Consider the following 21,781-nt stretch of genomic DNA (forward strand, 5'->3'; position numbering starts at 1 on the left):
TGACGACGTGAGCATGAACCGGCCATCACATTTGGGCTAGACCCGTTATCTGTTCGTTACTTTAGTGCGGTCGGATAATCGGTCTTTATCGGTTTTTCAGTTCTTGAGATGCGCCGAGAACGAGAACCGGTCCCCCCGGTACAGGCTCCGCACCCGCTCCAGCGGACTCCCCTCCGCGTCCCGTGACACCCGGTGGATCAGCAGCATCGGCAGCGCCGGGGGAGTCCCGATCAGCAGCGCCTCGCGCGGCGTCGCCAGAACCGTCTCGATGCGCTCGTCGGCCTGACCGAGCCGGATGCCCTGGCCGCCCATGTAGGCGTAGAACGAGGAGTCCGGGTCGAACTCGGCGTCCAGGCGCGGGAGTCGGGCGACGGAGACGTACGTGCTCTCCAGGCCCACCCGCTCGTCGTCGGCCAGCAGCACCCGCTCCAGGTGCCACACCGGCTCGCCGCGCGTCAGCCCCGTCTCCTCGGCCAGCGGCGCCGGGCACGGGAACCGGTCGAGGGCGACGAGACTGCGGCCCGGCGTCCGGCCCTGCCTGCGCACGCCCTCCGTATAGCTGGCCAGCGCGAGCGGCTGCTCCAGCTTCGGCCCCGCGACGACGGTCCCCCGGCCCTGCCGGCGCAGCTTGCCCTCCAGCAGCAACTCCCGCAGCGCCTGCCGCACCGTCTCGCGCGCCACGTCGTACCGCTCGGAGAGATCCCGCTCGGTGGGGATGACAGCACCCTCGCCGAGGTCGCTCACGAGGTCGTCTATACGGGCCTTGACCGCGTAGTACTTGGGCACACGGCCGTGCTCGGGGACACCGGCGCGGACGGGAGCGCCGGGGTGCTGATCATTCGGGTAGTCCACGGGTGGACCGTACACGGACCCCGCCGCGACCCCGTCGTACGACGGCCGAACCGCTCCTTGCTGCATCATGCACACCTGCGTAGCGTCGACAGCGCCCCACGGAGGTGCGCGATGACCGAGCTCCGACTCCCCTTACCTGCCGAAGGCCCCCTGGAACCGCCCGCCGCCTGGGCCGACCTGCGCCGCGAGTGCCCGGTCGCGTCCGTCCGGCTCCCCAGCGGCGACGAGGCGACGCTCCTGACCCGCTACGACGACATACGCACCCTGCTCTCCGACCCCCGCTTCGCCCGCCCGGCCGCCGAGGACGGCGCCGCGCGGCTCGCCCCCGAGGGAGCGGGCGGCCCCGTCGTCGACGGAGAGTTGCAGGACGTCATACCCGACCGCGGCGAAGGCCATCAGCGGTGGCGGCGCCAGGTCGGCAAGTACTTCACCGCCAAACGCATGACCGCCCTACGCCCCGCGATCACCGAGCGGGCCGACCGGCTCGTCGACAGCATGGTCGAGCAGCGCCAACCCGCCGACCTGAAGGGCGCGTTCGGGTTCCCGCTGCCCGTGTACGTGATCTGTACGATCCTCGGGGTCCCCGCCGAGGACAGCGACCGCTTCTCGCACTGGTCCGACGCCTTCCTCAACGTCAGCCGGTGGACGAAGGAGGAGAGCGCGGCGGCGTACGAGGAGTTCGACGCGTACATGTCCCGGCACATCACGCACGTCCGCGAGCACCCCGGCGACGACCTGATCAGCATGCTCATCGCCGACCAACCGGACGTGACCGACACCTGGTTGCTGCGCACCGGCATGGGACTGCTCGTCGCCGGACACGAGACGACCGCCAACGCCATCGGCAAGACCGTCGCGATGCTGCTGGCCGACCGGGAACTGTGGGAACTCCTGCTGGCCGAGCCGGAGTTGGTGCGCACGACCGTCGACGAGGCGCTCCGCCTGGACGTCAACCTCGGCTTCGGGCTGCGGCGTTACCTCACCGAGGACGTCGAGGTCGGCGGCTCGGTGCTGCCGCGCGGCGCCACCGTCGTCTGCGCCCTGCCCGCCGCCAACCGGGACGCGGCGGCCTTCGAGGACCCGGACCTCATGCTCCTGTCCCGCAGCCCCAACCCGCACCTCGCGTTCGGCGCGGGCCCGCACGCCTGCCTGGGACAGAGCCTCGCCAGGACCGAGCTCCAGGTCGCCCTGGAGGTGTTGCTCAGGCGGCTGCCCGCGCTGCGGCTCGCCGTGCCGGTCGGTGAACTGCGGCGCCTGGAGGGCCTGTTGGTGGGCGGGCTGAGCGAAGTGCCGGTCACGTGGTGAGGGTCGCCGTCGACCGTTCGCTGTGCTGCGGGGCCGGGAACTGCGTCCTCGTCGCGCCCGGAGTGTTCGACCAGGACGAGGACGACGGGGTCGTGGTGCTGCTCACGGAGACGCCCGCTTCGTCGGACGAGGCCGCGACGCGGGAGGCGGCGGCGATGTGCCCCGCCTCCGCGATCACATTGCGTGACGATATGTACCGGGATGCGTGATATGTGAGCCGACCTTAGGGTGAGGCCGCGAGGGGGCCCTTCCGAAAGGTCAACGATGAGAAAGCTTCCGTCGGCACTGGCTCTGGCCGCCGTCGCGGCACTCGTCTGCTCCTGCGGCAGCGGGTCCGCGACAGGGACGGTCCAGCGCGCCGCCGCCGTGAACCTGGACGCCAAGGCCGGCTTCACGGTCGTCACGACCGGGCTCGGGGACCCGTACGAGATGATCCAGGGCCCCGACGGGTACCTGTGGCTCACCGAGAAGTCCGGCCTCAAGGTCACCCGCGTCGACCCGAAAACCGGCGCCAAGACCACCGCCCTGGACCTGGCCAAGAAGGCCGTCCGCGCCAAGGGCGGCAAGGACGGAGTCCTCGGCCTCGCGCTGCACCCCGACTTCGGGAAGAAGAAGGACAAGGACTACGTCTACCTGTCCTACAGCTCCATGGACGGCGTGAAAGAGGCCACCAGGATCGTCAGGTACACGGCGAAGAACGGGAAGCTCTCCGGCGAGTACACCGTCCTGAGCGGCCTCCCCGCCGGCGACGACCACCAGGCCGCACGCCTGCGCTACGGTCCCGACGGCAAGCTCTACTACTCGATCGGCGACCAGGGCGCGAACTACTACGCCCACTACTGCGTCCCGAACCAGGCCCAGAACCTGCCGACCGCCGACCAGGTGAAGAAGAAGGACTGGTCGGTGTACCCCGGCAAGATCCTGCGCATGAACCCCGACGGCTCGATCCCGGACGACAACCCCGAGCTGAACGGCGTCCGCAGCCACGTCTACGCCTACGGCATGCGCAACCCCAACGGCATGGACTTCCGCGGCAAGGAGCTGTACACCGCCGAGAACGGCCCCCTCACCGACGACGAGTTCAACCGCATCGAGAAGGGCGCGAACTACGGCTGGCCGAACGTCGCCGGGTACAAGGACGACCAGGCGTACGTCTACTCGGACTGGGCCAAGGCCAAGGGCGGCTGCCAGAAACTCACCTTCACGCCCAACCCCGGCGAGGCCCCCGTGCAGGTGCCGACGACCCGGGAACGGGACTTCACGAAGGCCATGGAGGCGCCGGTCAGCACGTACGGCACGACGGTCGAGTCCGGACACGACTTCGGCGTGACCACGGTGTGCACCGACCCCGACAGCGCGTACGTGTGCTGGCCGACCATGGCACCCGGCGCCCTCAAAGTGGCTGGTGACGAATTCCTCGTCACCTCCCTCAAGAACGGGACCGTCTACCGGCTCACGAAGGACGGCAAGTCCTTCAAGCAGCTCCACCGGAGCGTCAACCGCTACCGCGACGTCGCGCTGAGCCCCGACGGCAAGACCCTCTACATCGCCACCGACAGCGGCGGACTCGTCCACGGCCCCGACGGCGCCCCCACGGGCAAGCTCGCCAATCCCGGCGCGATCCTCGCCGTCCCCTATGGAAAGTGAGACCCGGATGATCCAGCACGAGGAACGGGACGACAGGTCTGTGGAGCGTCCCGACGAGGCGACGGACCAGACCGCCTGGCACCGGCCCACTTATCAGATCGTCGAGGCGTCGATGGAGATGTCGGCGTACTTCCTCAGCGACCGGTAGGGGGCCGCGCCGTGCGCCTGCACGTACTCGGTACGGCGGCCGGTGGCGGCGTCCCCCAGTGGAACTGCGCGTGTCCCGGGTGCTGCGGGGCGCGCGCGGTGCCGTCCTGGCGGAGGCTGCACGCGTCGATCGCCGTCGAGGTCGAGCCCGGCCGGGTCTATGTGGTCAACGCGACGCCCGACATCGGCGAACAGATCGAGCGGTGCGGCTGGTTGCGTCCTGACGGGCGGCGTACTCCTCTCGCGGGGGTGATCCTCACCGACGCCGAACTCGATCACACGCTGGGGCTCGCGCGGCTTCGGGAGGCCGATGAGCTGGAGATCATGGCGACGGACGCGGTGCGGAAGGCGGTGAGTGAGGGGCTGCGGCTGGAGGAGACCCTCGCGCCTTATGTGCGGTTGCGGTGGCGGGACGTGGACGGTGCTTCGTTGGTGCCGGTGTCCGGTAAACGGCCGAGGTACGCGCGGGAGTTCCCGGCATGGGACGGGGAATGGGTCAGCGCGCTGAGCATCGGGGGGCTGGTGTACGCGCCGGCCATGGGGGTGTGGCCCGCCGGGTTCGGGGAAGGGGCGGACGTCGTGTTCGCCGACGGGACGTTCTGGGACGAGGACGAGCCCCGCCGCTGCGGGTTCTCCGAGAAGACGGGGACCGAGATGGGGCACCTGCCGGTTCTCGCGACGCGGGATCGGCTGGCCGCCCTGCCCGCGCGGTGCTTCTACACACACCTCAACAACACCAACCCCCTCGTGGACCCTGACGCGCCGCAGTACGCGGAGTTGCGGGGCGTCGAGGTGGCTTCGGAAGGGATGTTCGTCGAATGGTGATCGGTCTGGATGCCGTGTCTGCGGGGAGCGCGGTCGGGGCCGCTGCCTTCGAGCGTGAACTGAGGGCGGTTCCCGAACGCCACTACCACCACCGGCATCCCTTCAACCTCCGTATGCACCAAGGAGAGTTGACGCCCGGCGAACTCCGCACCTGGATCCTCAACCGCTTCCACTACCAGCGGCACATCCCCGTCAAGGATGCCCTGATCCTCGCCAAGCTCGACGACCCCGCCCTGCGCCGCATGTGGGTGCGCCGCATCACCGACCACGACGGCACCGGCGACGACGAGGGCGGCATCGAACGCTGGCTGCGCCTCGGCGAGGCCGCCGGACTCGACCGGGCCGACCTCCTCGCCGGTGACCGGGTGCTGCCGGGCGTACGGCTCGCCGTCGACGGGTACGTCAACCTCTGCCGCAACGCAGGCCCGCTCGAAGCCGTCGCCGCGTCCCTCACCGAACTGTTCGCGCCGGATCTGATGGCGACCCGGATCGCGGCGTTCGAGAAGCACTACACGTGGATCAGGCCCGAGGGGCTCGCGTACTTCGCCTCCCGTGTGTCCCAGGGGCGTCGGGACAGTGGCGAGGCGCTTGCCCTTGTGCTGGGGTGGGCTCGCACTCGCGCTGATCAGGAGGCTGCTGTTGCCGCGCTCTCCTACAAGTGCGAGGTGCTGTGGACTCTGCTGGACGCCGTCGACCGGGCGTCCGCATGAGTACGGCTTGGCGGCCGGCCCTCAGCCCGTACGCGCGCGTGCGTGACTGTCCGGTACGGAAACGGACGCTGCTGATCGTTCCTGAACGGATCGTTGTCCTCAGTACCGAGGCTGCCGCAGTGGTCGAGCTGTGCGACGGGACCCGGACCGTTCCTGAGATCAGCGCCGAACTCGGGGACGGGGACGGGATCGCCGAGTTCCTCGACGATGTGAAGGAGCGCGGATGGCTGCGCTGAACCCGCCCTCGGTGAATCCGCCCTCGGTGAACCCGCCGTGGGCGATGCTCGCGGAGCTCACCCACGGCTGCCCCCTGCGCTGCCCCTACTGCTCCAACCCCACCGAACTCGTGCGCCCCGCCGACGAGTTGACCACCGGGGACTGGCTGCGCGTGTTCGACGAGGCCGCCCGCCTCGGCGTGGCCCACGCCCACCTCTCCGGCGGCGAACCCCTGCTGCGGCGCGACCTGACCGAGCTGGTCGCCGGTGCCGCAGACGCCGGGATCTACGCCCAACTCGTCACCAGCGGACTCGGGTTGACGTCCGAGCGGCTCGACGAGCTGACGGCGGCCGGTCTCCCCAGCGTCCAGCTCTCCGTGCAGGGCGCGGACGCCGCGAGTTCCGAACTCATCGCCGGGCGCCGGTCGTTCACCGCGAAAGCGAGGGCCGCCGCGCTGATCCGGGACGCCGGTCTGCCGCTCGGCCTCAACGTCGTCCTGCACCGGCACAACCTCGACCGGCTCGACGAGATCATCCGACTCGGCGTCGACTGGGGAGCCGTACGCATCGAACTCGCCAACACCCAGTTCTACGGCTGGGGGCTGCGCAACCGGGCCGCGCTCATGCCGAGCCGGGAGCAACTGGCCCGTGCGCAAAGGGTGGTCGAGGAGTGGCGGGGGCGTACGGAGACGGAGTTGATCTGGGTCGTGCCGGACTACTTCGACGGGGTGGCGAAACCCTGCATGGGAGGCTGGGGCGCGATCTCGCTGACCGTGGCCCCCGACGGGCGGGTGCTGCCCTGTCCCGCCGCCTACGATCTGCCGCTCGAAGCGCCCAACGTCCGTGAAAACTCGCTGAGTTGGATCTGGCGCGAGTCGCCCGCGTTCAACGCCTACCGGGGGAGCGACTGGCTGCCCGACCCCTGCCGGTCCTGCCCACGGAAAGAGGCCGACTTCGGGGGATGCCGGTGCCAGGCGTTCGCGCTCACCGGGGACGCCGGGCGGACGGACCCGGCGTGTTCGCTGTCGCCGGACCACGGGGTGATCGCCGAACTGTCGGGCGTACGGAGCGGGGAGTTGGTCTATCGGGGGTACGCGGCCGGAAATCGTCAGCGGGCGCACGGGCCGACTAGAGTGCGGTGATCGTCGACGCGTACCCCGAAAAGCGAGGTGTACGCCTCTGAGAGACGGAGAATCACTGAATGACCCGGGGGAGACCCGAGCGCAAGCAGCGTGCCAACGGGGTGGAGTCGCGGCGGCGCATCCTCGACGCGGCAGTCGAGATCGCGGGGGAGCGGGGGTACGAGGGCACGTCGATCGCGGCCGTCAGCGCCCAGTGCGGGCTGCCCACCAGCTCGATCTACTGGCACTTCAAGGACAAGGACGACCTGATCGCCGCCGTTATCGAGCGCAGCTTCGAGACCTGGCTGACGGCCGTCGAACTGCCCGGCGAGGACGCGGGGACCCCGCTGGAACGGGTCACGACCATGGCCGCGAACGTCGCCCGCTCCCTGCTCGACGCGCCCGACTTCGTGCGGCTCGGGCTGATGCTCGCGCTGGAGCGGCGGCAGGTCGAACCCCGGGGGCGGGGCGTCTACCTGGACGTCCGGAAGGCGGCGCGGCAGCGGATCACCGAGGTCCTCCGGGCACTGTTCCCGGAGGTGGACGAGAGGGCTGTGGACGTCCTCGTCACCTACACGGTCGCCGGGACCGACGGGCTGTTCGTCCAGCAGGAGATAGACGGGGGCATCGATCTCGTCGGGATGTTCGAGCTGCACGCGCGGACGGTGTACTCCATGGCGGAGGGGATGCCGACCGGGGGGTGAGGCCGGTCGGCGAACTGCGGTGCGTCTCAGGTGGTGTGCCTCTGCCGGTGTGCGCTGTGTTTCGGCCGGAATTGCTGCTGCTGACGTGTGCTGCGCCGCCCGCCGAGGGCCGTGTCAGGCCCGCGCTTCGACCACCGCGAACACTCCGCGCACCCGGTTGCCCTCCACGTCGGTCCACGCGCCGGTCACATGGCCGAGCGCGTCCGCCGGAGGGGTGTCCGCCACGGCGGTCAGGAGCCGGTCGAAGCGGACGGCGGGGCCGTCCGGCGTCGTGAGGGTCGTGCCCTCGGCCGTTTCGGTCACCGTCACCTCGCCGGCCAGCAGCGGGGCCCCGCCCGCGTACGCGTGGGTGACCTCCTCGTCCAGGGCGTCGCTCGTGCTCTGGGCCTGGGCCGGGATGCGCCCCTCGAAGAACGCTGCCAGGGCGCCGGTCAGCACTGGGTCGTGGACGCCGTCGTACACCCAGCGCTGTCCGAGGACGCCGTGCTCCAGGGTGGTGATCAGCGCGTGGTCCGCGCCGGGGAGCGGGGCGGAACGGTAGGTGAGGGGGACCAGGTAGGCGTGCGGGCCCTCGGCGTCGGTGGCGACGAAGAACTCGATGCCGACCTCGCCCTCGGGGTCGTCGAGACGGAAGCCCCCGGCCTTGGCGAGCTGCGGGGTGGCCGTACCGCCCTGGTACCACGCGCGCGTGGGGAGCCACGGGGTGAGGAATTCGAGCTTGGTCGGCTTGAGCCAGGTGCGATGAATGATCGACATGTTCAGGGATTCTCCATCAGGGTCCGCGATGATCGAAACTGTTTCTTCCGGGGTCGCGTCCTGATCGACTGAGCCAAGATCAACGACCGTGAGGACGGACGACCATGGCACGAACGAACATTCTGGGACGCCGCACCCTCCTCGCCCTGGGCGCCGGAGCGGCTCTGACGGCGGCGGTGGCGCCCTCGGCCCACGCCGCTACCAGGGACGTCTTCGCCGGACTGGAGCAGGAGTACGCCGCCCGGCTGGGCGTCTTCGCCCACGACACGGCGACCGGGAGGACGCTGACGCACCGTGCGGACGAACGGTTCCCGATGTGCTCGGTGTTCAAGGCGCCGGCTGCGGCGGCCGTCCTGCGCGAGGGCGTGGACCTGACGCGGCGCATCCACTACACGCAGCAGGAGTTGACGGACTCGGGATACGCGCCGGTCACCGAGAAGCACCTCGACACCGGCATGACCGTCGAGGAACTCTGCGCCGCCGCCGTCTCCCACAGCGACAACGCCGCCGCCAACTTCCTCCTGCGCGAACTCGGCGGCCCCACCGCGATCACCCGCTTCGCCCGCTCCCTGGGCGACTCCGTGACCCGCCTCGACCGCTGGGAGCCCGACCTCAACTCCGCCGAACCCTGGCGGAAGACGGACACGACGACACCCCACGCGATCGCCCGTACCTACGCGAAGTTCCTCCTGGGCGACGTCCTCCCGCCCGCCGACCGCACCCGCCTCACGTCCTGGATGGTCGCCAACTCCACCAACGTCACCCGCTTCCGCGCCGGTCTCCCCGCCGACTGGATCCTCGCCGACAAGACGGGCGGCGGGAGTTCGTACGGCGTCGCCAACGACGTCGGCGTGGTGTGGCCGCCCGGCCGGGCGCCGCTGGTGATCGCCGTGCTGACGACGACGTACGCGGCCGAGGGGCCCTCGAAGAACGAGCTGGTCGCGCGGGCGGCGGAGCTGGTGGCGGCCGAGCTGACCTGAGCGGATCGCGGAACGGCCGGCGGGGAGCGCTTCGCCGGCCGTTCGCGGGAGCGAAAGTTTCCGTGACTCCCGTGGGGCCGGGCGACCTTGACGCTCCCGGTGGCGCGATGGCAGCTTTTTATCGCTACAAACGATCACCTCGACGTCGTACAAGTCACCGCATATCTCCCGGGGAGCAGCTGTGCCCAACGCCACCGCGGTCGTCAACCTGGACATCGAAGGGCCGACGATCAGCCGGCACCTCTACGGTCACTTCGCCGAGCATCTCGGGCGCTGCGTCTACGGCGGGTTCTGGGTCGGGGAGGACTCCGACATACCCAACGAGGGCGGGATCAGGCTCGACGTCGTCGAGGCGCTGCGCGCGCTGAACATTCCCAACCTGCGCTGGCCCGGCGGGTGTTTCGCGGACGAGTACCACTGGCGGGACGGGATCGGGCCGCGCGAGGAGCGGCCCCGGATGGTCAACACGCACTGGGGGAACGTCGAGGAGAACAACCACTTCGGCACCCACGAGTTCATGGCGCTGTGCGAACTCCTCGGTGCGGAACCGTACATCAGCGGGAACGTCGGCTCCGGGACCGTCCGGGAGATGAGCGAGTGGGTCGAGTACCTGACCCGCGACGGCGACAGCCCGATGGTGCGGCTGCGCAAGGACAACGGCCGCGAGGAGCCGTGGAAGGTCAAGTACTGGGGGATCGGCAACGAGACCTGGGGCTGCGGCGGCAACATGCGCGCCGAGTACTCCGCCGACCTGGCCCGCCAGTACGCCACGTACTGCCGCGACCACGGCGACAACAAGCTGTACCGGATCGCCTCCGGCGCCTCGGACGCCGACTACAAGTGGACCGAGACGCTGATGCAGCAGATCAGCTGTTTCGGATGCGACGCGACGCCCAGGAACTTCTTCCAGGGCGTGTCCGTTCACTACTACACACTGGCCGGACCGTGGGAGGCGAAAGGCAGCGCGACCGCATTCGACACCGACACCTACTACCGCACGATGCTCGCGGCCCGCCGCATCGACGACATCCTCACCGGACACTCCACCGTGATGGACATCTACGACCGTGGCCGCACGGTCGGCCTGGTCCTCGACGAATGGGGCACCTGGTGGGACGTCGAGCCGGGCACCAACCCGGGCTTCCTCTTCCAGCAGAACACCATGCGCGACGCGCTCGTTGCCAGCACGCACTTTGACATCTTCCACAAGCACGCGGCCCGCCTGCACATGGCGAACATCGCCCAGACGGTCAACGTCCTCCAGGCGATGATCCTCACCGACGGCGACCGACTGGTCCTCACTCCGACGTACCACGTGTTCGAGATGAACAAGGACCACCAGGACGCCACCTCACTCGCAGTCCACCTCAAGGCCGACGAGGCCCGACGCACCGTCGCCGGGACGGAACTCACGACCGTCTCCGTCTCCGCCAGCGTCAAGAACGGCCAGGTCCTCGTCTCCCTCTCCAACCTCGACGCCGAAGAACCGGCGGAGGTCACCCTCGATCTGCGGGGAGGTACCCTCGGCGCCCCGGTCGCCCGGCTCCTGACGGCCGGCCGGATCGAGGACCACAACACGCCCGAGCAGCGGGACACGGTCGCGCCGCGCCCCTTCGACGGGGTGAAGACGACGGACGGCGGCCTGACCCTCACCCTGCCGCCGCACTCCTTCCTCACGCTCCAGGCCCCGCTGAACTGACCCGTGGCGACCATCCAGGACGTGGCGAAGGCGGCCGGGGTGTCCGCGATGACCGTCTCCAACGTCATCAACGGCCACCCCAACGTACGGCGGGAGACCCGGGACAGGGTCCTCGCGGCGATGGCCCGGCTCGACTACCGGGTCAACGTCGCGGCCCGCAACCTCCGCAAGGGCCGCACCGGCACGATCGGCCTCGCCGTGCCCGAGGTCGACAGCCCGTACTACAGCCGCCTCGCCGCCGGCGTCATCGCCGCCGCCGGACGCCACGGCCTGCGCGTCGGCATCGAACAGACCGGCGCCACGCGGGAGAGCGAACTCGACGCCCTCTCCCTCTCCCGCAACCGCCTCTACGACGGCCTCCTGCTCAGCGCCGTCGGCCTGGCGCAGACCGACGCCGAGCGCCTCACCGTCGAGCACCCCGTGGTCGTGCTCGGCGACCGCATCGTCGGCGGACCCGTGGACCACGTCGGCATGCCGAACCTGGAGGCGTCCCGGGCGGCCGTCACCCACCTCGTCGAGCGGGGCTGCCGGCGGATAGCGCTGGTCTGCGGGGAGACGGCCGAGATCGACACGTCCAGCCTGCGCCACGCCGGGTACCGGCAGGCCCTCACCGACGCGGGGGTGCCGTACGACCCCGGGCTGGTCCGCCAGGTCGGCCGGTTCGGGCTCGCCGAGGGCGCCCGGTGCGCGCGGGACATGGTCGCCGGGGGCCTGGACTTCGACGGCGTGTTCTGCGTGACCGACACCCTCGCCATGGGCGTCCTGCGCGGCCTCGCCGACAGCGGCGTACAGGTGCCCGGCCAGGTCAAGGTCATCGGGTTCGACGACATCGCCGAGAGCGCGTACCTCGTCCCGTCCCTCTCCAGCGTCGACCCCGACCACGACGGCATGGCCGAACGCGCCGTCGCCCTCCTGCTCACCCGCATCGACCAGCACGAACCGCCGCCCCGGTACGAGGAGTTCGTGAGCGGTTTCACGCTCGTGATCCGCGAGTCGACCGGCGGCCCGCAAGGAGAGACCCGATGAACCCCGCGCCCCTCTTCCGCGACCCCGTCCACGACGGCGCCGCCGACCCGACGGCGATCTGGAACCGCGAGACCGAGGAATGGTGGCTGGTCTACACCAACCGCCGCACCACCGCCCCGGGCCCCGGCGCCGCCTGGGTCCACGGCACCGACCTCGGCGTCGCCGTCTCCGCCGACGCCGGCCGCACCTGGACCTACCGGGGCACCCTCCCCAACCTGGACGCCGAGTGGGGCCGCAACACCTTCTGGGCACCGGAGATCATCTGGCACGACGGCCGCTACCACCTCTACGTCAGCTACATCCGGGGCGTCCCCGACTCCTGGGCCGCCCCCGCGAGCATCCGCCACTACACCAGCCCCGACCTCCTCACCTGGACCCACCACGGCCCCCTCGACCTCGACTCCGAGCGCGTCATCGACGCCTGCGTCCACCCCCTGCCCGACGGCGGTTGGCGCATGTGGTTCAAGGACGAGACCAGGGGCTCGGCCACCTGCGCCGCCGACAGCCCCGACCTGTACGAGTGGAAGCCGACCGGCGTCGTCCTCGACCACCGCCCCCACGAAGGGCCCAACGTCTTCACCCTCGGCGGCGCCCACTGGATGCTCGTCGACGAATGGCGCGGCCAGGGCGTCTTCCGCTCCGACGACCTCACCACCTGGGAGTACCAGGGCCTCGTCCTCGACGCCCCCGGCCACCGCGTCGACGACGGCAACATAGCCCACCACGCCGACGTCGTCGTCCAGGACGACACCGCGTACGTCTTCTACTTCACGCACCCCGGCCGCCCGCCCGGCATCACCGACGACGACGGCACCCACCGCACCCGCCGGTCCTCCCTCCAGGTCGCCACGGCCACGGTCGTCGACGGCGTCCTGCACTGCGACCGCTCGCCCGTGGAGCTGAACCTCAGGCCGATCTGACCTGTGAACGGGGGCCGCGCGGGCGTCGTACGGCGGTGTGTTGAAGAAAGTGCCTGGTGACGCGGGGTTGGTCGGGTACACGTCACGCGGTATCGTCGCTCCGACATCGACGGCAGAACGGAAGCCGGTGAAATCCCGGCACGGTCGCGCCACTGTGTGCCCCTCCTTACTTCGTGAGGCAGAGGTGAGTCAGACCCGTAGCCGTCGTACGGAGCACTACCGAGACGGGACGCGAACTCCCGAAGGAGGCCCTGCATGGCGCAGCACGTCGCCCAGCCGACCACCGCCACCACCCCGCTCAAGCTGCCGTTGAAGGCCATCGCCCCCTGGGCCGTCTTCTTCGGTGTCCTCATGCTGATCCTGCTGTACTTCGTCGGCGCCGAGCAGGGCGCCACCTCACTCCTCTCCGGCGAAGAGGTCCACGAGTGGGTGCACGACGCCCGCCACCTGCTCGGCTTCCCCTGCCACTGACCGAGGGACGCCGACACCCCCATGAACTCCGCAACCGTACGGAACCTGCTCGTGCGGGGCATGCTCGCCGGTCTCGCGGCCGGCGTGCTCGCCCTGATCGTCGCCTACTTCCTCGGCGAGCCCTCCGTCGACAAGGCGATCGGTTTCGAGGAGGCCCACTCCCACGAGCACGGCCACGAGGTCGAACTCGTCTCCCGCTCCCTCCAGTCCACCGCGGGACTCGCGACCGGAGTCCTGCTCTACGGCGTCGCCTTCGGCGGCATCGCGGCCCTCGCGTACTGCTTCGCCCTCGGCCGGGTCGGACGCTTCAGCCCCCGGGCCACCGCGCTGCTCCTCTCCGGCTGCGCACTGGTCGCCGTCTACGTCGTCCCGTTCCTCAAGTACCCGGCGAACCCGCCCGCCGTCGGCAACGGCGACACCATCGGCAGGCGCACCACCCTGTACTTCCTGATGCTGCTGCTCAGCGTCCTGCTCGCCGTCGCCGCGACCCTCCTCGGCAAGCGGCTCGCGCCGGACCTGGGGAACTGGTGGGCGACGGTCGTCGCGGTGGCCGCGTTCGTCGCCGCGACCGGGCTGGCGTACGCGTTCCTGCCGTCCGTGAACGAGGTGCCCGCCGACTTCCCCGCGACCGTCCTGTGGCGGTTCCGGCTCTCCGCGCTCGCCATCCAGGCGACGCTGTGGACCGGATTCGGGCTGGCCTTCGGGGAGTTGGCGCATCGGCTGCTCCGGCCTGAACCTGTGCCCCGGCGGGAGAGCGTCACCGTCTGATACCTGAGGCGGTGGCGTACGCGCGGTTGATCGCCAGTCGGCGGGCAGAGGACGTGAGATACGAGGGGGAGGCGTGGAGATGACCGCCATTGCGACGACCCCCTCGACGGATCCCGTCCGGGCTCAGCGGCGCGTCCTGCGGGTACTGGTCGCTTCCCAGGTCCTGAGCGGCATGGGGCTGGCCGCCGGGGTCACCGTGGGCGCCCTTCTGGCGCAGGACATGCTGGGGTCCACGCGGCTCGCGGGGCTGCCGAGCGCGCTGTTGACCGGGGGTGCCGCGCTCACCGCCGTAGCCGTCGGACGGGTCTCCCACCACCGTGGGCGTCGTCCCGGGCTCGTGCTCGGGTATCTCGCGGGGGTGCTCGGCGCGGTGGGGGTGATCGTCGCCGCTGTTCTCGACAGTCCGGTGCTGCTGTTCGCCGCGATGTTCGTGTACGGGGCCGGCTCGGCGACGAACCTTCAGGCGAGGTATGCCGGAGCCGATCTCGCGGCGCCGGGGCATCGGGCGCGGGCCGTGTCGACGGTGCTGGTCGCGACGACGCTGGGGGGTGTGGCCGGGCCGAACCTCACGGCGCCGATGGGGGAGGTGGGGGCGGCGCTGGGGATTCCGGAGCTGGCGGGGCCCTTTCTGCTGTCCGGCGGGGCGTATGCGCTGGCCGCGCTGGTGCTGACGGTGAGCCTTCGCCCGGATCCGCTGGTCCTGGCGCGGACGCTGGCCAGACAGACGCCGGTGAGCGCCCTGCCGGGACCCCGCAAGGGCGGCGGCGTCACGCTGGGCGCGCTCATCATGGTCGTCACCCAACTCGTCATGGTCTCCGTGATGACGATGACGCCGGTCCACATGCACGACCACGGGCACGGGACCGCCGCGTCCGGGCTGGTCATCGCCGTCCACATCGGCGCCATGTACCTCCCCTCCCCGCTGACCGGCCGCCTCACCGACCACTTCGGCCCGCTCCGCATGGCGACGTCCTCCGCACTCACCCTCCTGACCGCCGGCCTGGTCGCCGCCACAGCCCCGGAGAACTCGGTCCCCCTCCTCACCCTGGCCCTAGCCCTCCTAGGCCTGGGCTGGAACCTAGGCCTGGTCGCCGGCACCGCCCTCATCACCGAGTCCATCCCCCTCACCAACCGCGCCAAGACCCAGGGCCTGGTGGACGTCTCGATCTCCCTGGCGGGTGCCACCGGCGGCATCTCATCGGGCCTGCTCGTCACGGCGACGAGCTATCCGACACTGGCGCTTATGTCGGGGGCCCTGTCCCTGACGCTGCTCCCGGCGATCGGGGCGACGGCGTACGCGAAACGCGGGGCGTGACTGTTCGGGACTGGCGTAGTCGCGTCCATGCTCCAGGTCTGCCTGAACGGCGCGCGGACGCGCGAGACATGTCCGGTTCTGCCCGTGACGCCCAGCGAGTTGGCCACGGCGGCGGCCCGGGCGGTGGCTGCGGGGGCCGAGGACATCCACCTCCACCCCAAGAACGCCGACGGTCACGACTCCTTGGCACCCGGCGTGGTCGCGGCGGCCGTCTCAGCGGTGCGCCGCGCTGTTCCGCCGGGCGTGCGCATCGGGGTCACGACCGGCGCGTGGACCACTCCGGACGCCGCGAGCCGTGCGGCACTGGTCCGCTCCTGGGCCGTGCTGCCGGACCACGCCTCGGTGAACTGGCACGAGGAGGGGGCCGAGGGGGTCGCCGAAGCGCTGCTGGAACGCGGGGTCGGCGTCGAGGCGGGCATCTACTCGGGGACGGATGCGGTGAGCCGCTTCCAAGCCTCACCACTGGCGGGCCGGGTCCTGCGAGTCCTCGCGGAGGTGACAGTCACGCACCCCGTCGCCGCGAGCGAGTCGGCCGTCGCGCTGGTGGAGGAGCTGGGGTCCGCTCCGGTCCTGCTGCATGGGGAAGAAGGGGGCGCGTGGCCGGTGTTGAGGGTGGCCGGGCGGCTGGGATTGGACGCCAGGATCGGGCTGGAGGATGTCCTGGTGCTGCCGGACGGTTCCGTCGCGGCGGACAATGCGGCACTGGTACGGGCGGCGCGGGCTCTGGTGGGGTACGGCAGAGTGCGCGTCGACGCGACACCCAACCCCGAGAACGGCATCCTCCGGGGCGAACATGCCAGTTGCCCAGGGTGTGAAGGATCGACAGCCACGAGGAGCGCCGCATGGACCACAAGGACGTCGACGCCGCTGTGGCGGAGATGCTGCGGGTGCTCGGCCCCCGTACCGCCGAGGACTGGACGGTGCCGGCCGGGCCGCTCGAATGGAGCTGCTGGGAAACGGCAGCCCACATCGGTCACGACCTGCTGGCCTACGCAGCGCAGTTGGCCGCACAGCCCACCGACGGCTACCTCCCCATCGACCTGAACGTCCGCCCCACCGCCTCACCGGCCGAAGTACTCCAGGCCGTCACCGCCTGCGGCGGACTGCTCATCAGCGCCCTGGCCACAGCCGACCCGGCCCTGAGGGCCTGGCACTGGGGCCCGTGCGACCCCGGAGGGTTCGCCGCGATGGGCGTCGCGGAAACCCTGCTGCACACCTACGACATCACGCAGGGCCTGTCCGTGGACTGGCGGCCACCAGCACCACTGAGCGCAGCAGTCCTCACCCGCCTCTTCCCCACGGCCCCGCCCGGAGACCCCACCCAGGTACTCCTCTGGTGCACCGGCCGCAGCGAACTCGACGGCTTCCCGCGCCAGACCTCCTGGAGATGGCAAGCAGCACAATCGGACTGACCGATCCAACCGGCGATGAGGCGGTGTTCCTTCTTCGAGCAGGCGTGAACGGAAGGGTTTTGGTGAGCTGGTGAGTGTCCGGCTGTCGAGCCTGGCCTGGGTGAATCAGTGTCTGGACCCCGGCGAACAGATCGTCGGCGTGGAGGTGTTGCACGGTGGCATCACCGCGGAGATGCGGCGGCTGACCATCCGTACGAGGGACGGTGGCACCCGTGGCCTGGTCCTGCGGACCTGTGTGCGGGACGAGGGCCAGTTGCACAGGGAGGCCGAGACCCTGAGCCTGCTCGCGGGGACCGGCGTACCGGCCCCCGCGTTGGTCGCGGTCGATGTGGCCGCCGGGGCACTCCTCGTGACGTACCTGCCGGGCCGAACGTACCTTGACGACAAGGGTGTTGCCGGGCGCGTCCCCCTGCTGGCCCGTCAACTCGTCGCGATCCACGCGCTGCGACCCACCGAACGACCCCCGACGTACACGACACGGACGACCGCCGACACCGTCGTGATCCCGCCCAACGCCGATACGGCTGCCTGGGCCGCGGCGATCGACGTCATCCGCGACCCCGCCCCGCCGTACGAAGGACGCTTCCTGCACCGGGACTTCCACCCAGGCAACGTCCTGCTCGACGTACCGCTCCGGATCACCGGCGTCATCGACTGGGCGACCGCTTCGTGGGGACCGGCGGACCTCGATGTCGCGCACTGTTCCACCAACCTCGCGCTGCTGCACGGCTCGGAGTGGGGGCGGAGGTTCGTCGAGGCGTACGTGGAGGCAGGGGGAGTGCTGGGCGAGAGCGGGCGCCTGTACTGGCTGGTCCGCGACGTGTTGGCGTTCTCGGAGGACGTGCGGTCGGTGGCGCGGGCGTGGCGGGAGACGGGGAGGACGGAGCTGACGACGCGGGTCGTGGAGAAGCGGCTGGACGCGTACGTGGGAGGGCTGATGAGCGGTCAGGGCTGAGCCAACCAGTGGTCGGGGCTGAAGAGTTCGTAGTGGACGGCGTCCGATGCGACCCCCTTGTCCAGTAGCTCGGTGCGGACCGTGCGGAGGAAGGGCAGCGGGCCGCAGAGGAGCGCGGTGGCTGTCGGGGGGACGTCGACGGAGTCCAGGGTCGCGTAACGGTCGTAGAAGAGGTGGAGTGTCGCGTTCGGCAAGTGATACACTAGGCGCAGGAGTTCAGCACGGTGGGCGTGGGAGGCCGGAGAGCGGTCCGCGTGGACGACAGTGACCGGCCGGGCGGAGTGCGTCGACGCGAGGTGGTCCAGCATCGACAGCATTGGCGTCGTACCGATACCGGCGGAGGCGAGGAGGAGCGGGGCGTCGCCATCGGGGAGCGTGAGCGTGCCGTAGGGGGCGGAGACGGTGAGCGTGTCGCCCGGACGGGCGTGCGCGTGCAGCCAGTTGGAGACTTCGCCGTCGGGGCGGAGGGGATCGTGGACGCGCTTGACGGTGATGCGCCAGTCGGGGCGGGCGGGTCCGCGCGAGAGGCTGTACTGGCGGATCTGGCGTGCCCCGTCCGGGAGTTGGACCCGTACGCTGATGAACTGGCCCGGCAGAAAGGTGCCTTGGGGATCGCGCAGCACGAACGACACCGCGTCCGGCGTCTCCTCGTAGCGTTCGGCGATCGTCAGCTTCTGCCAACTGCCCTTCTCCTCGCCGAGTTTCGCCTCGGCGGCGATCAGCGTGTCGGCCATCAGCCAGTACACCTCGTCCCAGGCGGCGGCGACTTCGGGCGTGACCGCGTCGCCGAGGACCTCGACTATCGCGGCGAATAAGTGCGTATGGACGACCTTGTACTGCGAGGGCTCGATGCCGAGGGACGCGTGCTTGTGCGCGATGCGGGCCAGTATCGCGTCAGCACGGGTGCCGTTGCCGAGCATCCCGGCGTAGGCCGCGATCGAGCCCGCGAGGGCGGTGCACTGTTCGCCGTTGGCCTGGTTGCCGCGGTTGAACAGGTCGCGCAGGAGGCCGGGGTGGGCCGCGAACAGGCCCTCGTAGAACTGGCCCGCGATCTTCTCGATGTGGGCGCTTATGGCGGGCAGTGTCCGGCGGATGACGGGGACCGAGCGCTCGGAGAGCATAAGGACCTTCTGAATTGGTGTCTTAGAGGTTGTCTCACGTGGTGAGTTTCGCGAGCTTCTTGTAGCAGGTCAGGGCGGCTGCGAGGCCGAGGAAGGCGAGGAAGTGCGATCCCTTCCGCTCGTATCGCACGGTGAGGCGGCGGTAGCCGAGCAGCCAGGCGATGGACCGTTCGATCTTCCAGCGGTGCCGGCCGAGTCGCTCGCCGGACTCGATGCCCGGACGTGCGATGCGCGGGACCAGGCCCCGTTCACGGAGCCAGGCCAGGTGGTCGGCGGAGAAGTACGCCTTGTCCGCGCGGATCTTGACGGGACGTCGTCTTCGTGGTCCGCGCCGCGAGCGGACGGCGGGTATCGCCCGGATCAGCGGCTTGAACGCCTGGCTGTCGTGGAGGTTCGCGCCGGACACCGCGAGGGCGAGCGGGATGCCCTGGGCGTCGGACAGGACGTGCAGTTTGCTGCCCTTCTTGCCGCGGTCGACCGGGTTCGGCCCGGTCAGTGATCCCCCCTTTTCGCACGGACGGAGGCCGCGTCGATGATCGCCGAGGTCCAGTCCAGCTCACCCCTGGCGCCGAGTCGGTCGAGCACGGCCCGGTGCAGCCGGCGCCACAGGCCGGCTTCGGTCCAGGCCGTGAACCGGCGGTGCGCTGTCGCCGGGGACGTACCGAACGTCGGCGGCAGGTGCCGCCAGGCACACCCGCTGGTCAGTACGTACACCACCGCCGTGAACACGGCCCGCTCATCACGCGGAGCGGTCCCGCCTCCCTGCGGTCGAGCGACGAACGACGGCAGCAACGGGGCGACCAGCTCCCAGAGTTCATCAGGAACCAGCCGCTTCGACAGATCGGCAGTCACGACCGACATCATGCCGCACGAACATCACGCCACATGAGACAACCTCTTAGATTCCAATTGAAGGGCGGGAAACGAGAACGGCTGGCCGTGTCACCCCGGACGGCGCACCGCCAACCCGAGGAGTACGGGGCCGGCCGGCGAGGCCACGAGATCGGCGACCACCACGGGATCGAGCGCCGCGAAGAACGCCTCCTGCGCGCCCCGCAACGCCCCGCGCAACCGACACGCCGCGCGCAGCGGACACGGCGGATCGCCCTCGCAGGCGACAACCTCCGTCTCCCCCTCCAACTCTCGTACGAGCCACCCCACAGAGGCCCGCCGCCCCAACTCGGTCAGCACGAGCCCCCCACTGCGCCCCCGCCTGGCCTCGACCACGCCGAGATGCTGAAGCCGGCTGATGGCCTTCGCCATATGGCTGTACGGCACGTCCATCGCCTCCGCGGATCGCGTCCCATGGAGTGGTGTAGCCGGGCCGCGACCCGGAACGCGCGGGTGTCTGCCCGGGGCGTGCATCCACTGGCGGTGCATGCTCCCTGAACAAGGGCAGGCCATCGCGCAAGTCTCCCTGGTGAACGGGCAGTTCAACCGGAGGAGCGCGCGATGGCCTTGTCCCAGTCTGAGCTGATGCGGCTGCTGGAGTCACTACGCCGGGCCGAGGGAGTTGAAGCAATCAGGGTGGTGTGCGAGCGCATCCTGCAGGAGCTCATCGAGGCCGAGGCCACCGAGACGATCGGTGCGGCCCCGGGCGAACGTTCCGAGACGCGCACGACCTGGCGCAACGGACACCGTGAACGTCTGCTGACCACGCAGGCCGGCGACCTGGACCTGAAGATCCCGAAGGTCCGGACCGGGTCGTTCTTCCCGTCCCTGCTGGAACGCCGACGCCGGATCGACCGGGCGCTGTTCGCCGTGGTGATGGAGGCATACGTGCACGGCGTGTCGACCCGCAGCGTTGACGACCTGGTCAAAGCCCTTGGAGCGGACAGCGGGATCTCCAAGTCCGAGGTCTCGCGGATCTGCGGCGAACTGGACGAGGAACTGACCGCGTTCAAGGAACGGCCACTGGATCACACCGTCTTCCCCTACGTCTTCCTGGATGCCACCTACTGCAAGGCGCGGGTGAATCACCGGATCGCATCTCAAGCCGTGGTCATCGCGACCGGGATCTCCGCCACCGGACACCGCGAGATCCTCGGGCTGATGGTCGGCGACAGCGAGTCGAAGCCGTTCTGGACGAAGTTCCTGCGTTCGCTGCGGGCCCGTGGCCTGGAGAACGTCCAGCTGGTCATCTCCGACAGCCACAGCGGGCTGGTGGCCGCGATCCGCACCGTCTTCCTGGGTGCGGCCTGGCAACGGTGCCGGGTTCACTTCGTCCGGGACGTGTTCTCGGTGATCGAGAGGGGCTCCGGGGAGATGGTCGCCGCCACTATCCGCACGGTCTTCGCCCAGACCACCGGCGAGCAGGTGCGCATCCAGTTGAACGTGGTCGCCGACATGCTCGGACGACAGTTCCCGCAGGTCAAGAAGATGCTGCTGGAGGCGGCGACGGACATCACAGCGTTCGCGGACTTCCCGCCGGCGCACTGGAAGAAGATCTGGTCGACCAACCCTCTGGAACGGCTGAACCGGGAGATCAAACGACGGGCCGACGTCGTCCAGGTCTTTCCCAACCCCGCCGCCCTGCACCGACTCGCCGCCGCGGTGCTGGCCGAACTCCACGACGAGTGGCAGGTCTTCGACCGCCGCTACCTCTCCGAAGCCTCCATGGCCGAGCTCCTCACCATGCCGACCCCGCCCGAACCGCAGATCGCGTCACAACCGGAACCGAAACAGCTGCCATGACTACACCACTCAGCGGGACATGACCCCTCCGCGACCTCCCGCGAGGTCAACGAGGTGCCTTCTTCGACCACCGCGAGCCGCATGACGGCACGCAGGGACAGGTCGGTGAACTTGGTCAACCGCATGGGGTGACCGTAG

The 21,781-nt window shown here is 70.1% G+C and carries 24 protein-coding genes and 2 pseudogenes; 20 read left to right on the forward strand and 6 right to left on the reverse strand.

Annotated features, from left to right (window positions below; all coding sequences use genetic code 11):
* Positions 1-96: 96 nt before the first annotated feature.
* Positions 97-852 (reverse strand): GntR family transcriptional regulator, encoded by a 756-nt coding sequence (locus J8M50_RS26465; protein ID WP_029184334.1) that lies wholly within the window; start codon positions 850-852, stop codon positions 97-99.
* Between the two features lie 111 nt (positions 853-963).
* Between J8M50_RS26465 and J8M50_RS26470 the strand changes: the two genes are divergently transcribed.
* Genes J8M50_RS26470 through J8M50_RS26510 form a run of 9 tightly spaced genes read left to right on the forward strand, consistent with a single transcriptional unit; the run spans position 964 to position 7,526 of the window.
* Positions 964-2,157 (forward strand): cytochrome P450, encoded by a 1,194-nt coding sequence (locus tag J8M50_RS26470; protein WP_010357431.1) that lies wholly within the window; start codon positions 964-966, stop codon positions 2,155-2,157.
* Positions 2,151-2,366 (forward strand): ferredoxin, encoded by a 216-nt coding sequence (locus J8M50_RS26475; RefSeq protein ID WP_010357433.1) that lies wholly within the window; start codon positions 2,151-2,153, stop codon positions 2,364-2,366. Before J8M50_RS26470 ends, J8M50_RS26475 begins: the two co-directional genes overlap by 7 nt.
* A 55-nt stretch (positions 2,367-2,421) precedes the next feature.
* The gene (locus J8M50_RS26480; RefSeq protein WP_010357434.1) at positions 2,422-3,804 is read left to right on the forward strand and encodes a glucose/sorbosone family PQQ-dependent dehydrogenase; all 1,383 of its coding nucleotides are present in this window, start codon (positions 2,422-2,424) and stop codon (positions 3,802-3,804) included.
* A gap of 7 nt (positions 3,805-3,811) precedes the next feature.
* Complete coding sequence (locus J8M50_RS26485; protein WP_100216866.1) at positions 3,812-3,952, forward strand: pyrroloquinoline quinone precursor peptide PqqA; 141 nt, start codon at positions 3,812-3,814, stop codon at positions 3,950-3,952.
* Between the two features lie 11 nt (positions 3,953-3,963).
* Positions 3,964-4,776 carry a pyrroloquinoline quinone biosynthesis protein PqqB gene (gene pqqB / locus J8M50_RS26490; protein ID WP_010357436.1) on the forward strand — a complete coding sequence of 271 codons (813 nt, stop codon included), beginning with the start codon at positions 3,964-3,966 and terminating at the stop codon, positions 4,774-4,776.
* Entirely contained in the window at positions 4,770-5,486 is a 717-nt protein-coding gene (pqqC, locus tag J8M50_RS26495; RefSeq protein WP_010357437.1) for a pyrroloquinoline-quinone synthase PqqC, read from the forward strand. The genes pqqB and pqqC overlap by 7 nt, the downstream gene beginning before the upstream one ends.
* The gene (locus J8M50_RS26500; RefSeq protein WP_010357438.1) at positions 5,483-5,722 is read left to right on the forward strand and encodes a pyrroloquinoline quinone biosynthesis protein PqqD; all 240 of its coding nucleotides are present in this window, start codon (positions 5,483-5,485) and stop codon (positions 5,720-5,722) included. Before pqqC ends, J8M50_RS26500 begins: the two co-directional genes overlap by 4 nt.
* Positions 5,710-6,843, forward strand: coding sequence for a pyrroloquinoline quinone biosynthesis protein PqqE (gene pqqE / locus J8M50_RS26505; protein WP_010357439.1), 1,134 nt, complete (start codon positions 5,710-5,712; stop codon positions 6,841-6,843). The genes J8M50_RS26500 and pqqE overlap by 13 nt, the downstream gene beginning before the upstream one ends.
* 59 nt (positions 6,844-6,902) lie before the next feature.
* Positions 6,903-7,526 carry a TetR family transcriptional regulator gene (locus tag J8M50_RS26510; RefSeq protein WP_010357440.1) on the forward strand — a complete coding sequence of 208 codons (624 nt, stop codon included), beginning with the start codon at positions 6,903-6,905 and terminating at the stop codon, positions 7,524-7,526.
* A gap of 114 nt (positions 7,527-7,640) precedes the next feature.
* Here the strand turns inward: J8M50_RS26510 and J8M50_RS26515 are convergent, their stop codons facing one another.
* Positions 7,641-8,282, reverse strand: coding sequence for a maltokinase N-terminal cap-like domain-containing protein (locus J8M50_RS26515; protein WP_010357441.1), 642 nt, complete (start codon positions 8,280-8,282; stop codon positions 7,641-7,643).
* 104 nt (positions 8,283-8,386) lie between these two features.
* Here J8M50_RS26515 and bla point away from each other — a divergent pair, with 104 nt between their 5' ends.
* The 10 genes and pseudogenes from bla (at position 8,387) to J8M50_RS26565 (ending at position 17,828) form a co-directional block, all read left to right on the forward strand.
* The gene (gene bla / locus J8M50_RS26520; RefSeq protein WP_010357442.1) at positions 8,387-9,262 is read left to right on the forward strand and encodes a class A beta-lactamase; all 876 of its coding nucleotides are present in this window, start codon (positions 8,387-8,389) and stop codon (positions 9,260-9,262) included.
* 181 nt (positions 9,263-9,443) lie between these two features.
* Positions 9,444-10,961 carry an alpha-N-arabinofuranosidase gene (locus J8M50_RS26525; RefSeq protein ID WP_010357443.1) on the forward strand — a complete coding sequence of 506 codons (1,518 nt, stop codon included), beginning with the start codon at positions 9,444-9,446 and terminating at the stop codon, positions 10,959-10,961.
* Positions 10,962-10,964: 3 nt separating this feature from the next.
* Positions 10,965-11,987: a LacI family DNA-binding transcriptional regulator gene (locus J8M50_RS26530; protein WP_010357444.1), complete on the forward strand. Its 1,023-nt coding sequence runs from the start codon at positions 10,965-10,967 to the stop codon at positions 11,985-11,987.
* Positions 11,984-12,907 (forward strand): glycoside hydrolase family protein, encoded by a 924-nt coding sequence (locus J8M50_RS26535; RefSeq protein WP_010357446.1) that lies wholly within the window; start codon positions 11,984-11,986, stop codon positions 12,905-12,907. Before J8M50_RS26530 ends, J8M50_RS26535 begins: the two co-directional genes overlap by 4 nt.
* 255 nt (positions 12,908-13,162) lie before the next feature.
* A complete protein-coding gene (locus J8M50_RS26540) occupies positions 13,163-13,378 on the forward strand; it encodes a CbtB domain-containing protein (protein ID WP_010357447.1) in 216 nt (71 codons plus the stop codon).
* A gap of 21 nt (positions 13,379-13,399) precedes the next feature.
* Positions 13,400-14,146 (forward strand): CbtA family protein, encoded by a 747-nt coding sequence (locus J8M50_RS26545; protein ID WP_010357448.1) that lies wholly within the window; start codon positions 13,400-13,402, stop codon positions 14,144-14,146.
* A gap of 79 nt (positions 14,147-14,225) precedes the next feature.
* The gene (locus tag J8M50_RS26550) at positions 14,226-15,461 is read left to right on the forward strand and encodes an MFS transporter (protein ID WP_010357449.1); all 1,236 of its coding nucleotides are present in this window, start codon (positions 14,226-14,228) and stop codon (positions 15,459-15,461) included.
* 27 nt (positions 15,462-15,488) lie between these two features.
* Positions 15,489-16,190 (forward strand): annotated as a pseudogene (locus J8M50_RS26555) (3-keto-5-aminohexanoate cleavage protein); the annotation flags it as partial.
* 113 nt (positions 16,191-16,303) lie between these two features.
* Positions 16,304-16,873 carry a DinB family protein gene (locus J8M50_RS26560; protein ID WP_010357452.1) on the forward strand — a complete coding sequence of 190 codons (570 nt, stop codon included), beginning with the start codon at positions 16,304-16,306 and terminating at the stop codon, positions 16,871-16,873.
* A 100-nt stretch (positions 16,874-16,973) separates the two neighbouring features.
* Complete coding sequence (locus tag J8M50_RS26565; RefSeq protein ID WP_100216870.1) at positions 16,974-17,828, forward strand: phosphotransferase family protein; 855 nt, start codon at positions 16,974-16,976, stop codon at positions 17,826-17,828.
* Here the strand turns inward: J8M50_RS26565 and J8M50_RS26570 are convergent.
* From J8M50_RS26570 to J8M50_RS26580, 3 genes are all read right to left on the reverse strand, one after another.
* Positions 17,819-18,949 carry a globin domain-containing protein gene (locus tag J8M50_RS26570; protein WP_010357456.1) on the reverse strand — a complete coding sequence of 377 codons (1,131 nt, stop codon included), beginning with the start codon at positions 18,947-18,949 and terminating at the stop codon, positions 17,819-17,821. The genes J8M50_RS26565 and J8M50_RS26570 overlap by 10 nt on opposite strands.
* A gap of 34 nt (positions 18,950-18,983) precedes the next feature.
* Positions 18,984-19,810, reverse strand: a protein-coding gene (locus J8M50_RS26575) for an IS5 family transposase (protein ID WP_370516800.1) whose coding sequence is annotated in 2 segments (ribosomal slippage) — positions 18,984-19,451 and positions 19,454-19,810 — 825 coding nt in all. Because the reading frame shifts where the segments join, the coding sequence is not laid out codon by codon here.
* Between the two features lie 81 nt (positions 19,811-19,891).
* Positions 19,892-20,233, reverse strand: coding sequence for an Rrf2 family transcriptional regulator (locus tag J8M50_RS26580; RefSeq protein WP_010361158.1), 342 nt, complete (start codon positions 20,231-20,233; stop codon positions 19,892-19,894).
* A gap of 168 nt (positions 20,234-20,401) precedes the next feature.
* Between J8M50_RS26580 and J8M50_RS26585 the strand changes: the two genes are divergently transcribed.
* Positions 20,402-21,643 (forward strand): IS256 family transposase, encoded by a 1,242-nt coding sequence (locus tag J8M50_RS26585; RefSeq protein ID WP_059048641.1) that lies wholly within the window; start codon positions 20,402-20,404, stop codon positions 21,641-21,643.
* Between the two features lie 26 nt (positions 21,644-21,669).
* Here J8M50_RS26585 and J8M50_RS26590 read toward each other — a convergent pair.
* A pseudogene (locus J8M50_RS26590) lies at positions 21,670-21,768 on the reverse strand (Rrf2 family transcriptional regulator); the annotation flags it as partial.
* Between the last annotated feature and the right edge of the window lie 13 nt (positions 21,769-21,781).

The organism is Streptomyces acidiscabies, from assembly GCF_020010905.1.
In the GTDB taxonomy this organism is placed as follows: Bacteria; Actinomycetota; Actinomycetes; order Streptomycetales; family Streptomycetaceae; genus Streptomyces; species Streptomyces acidiscabies.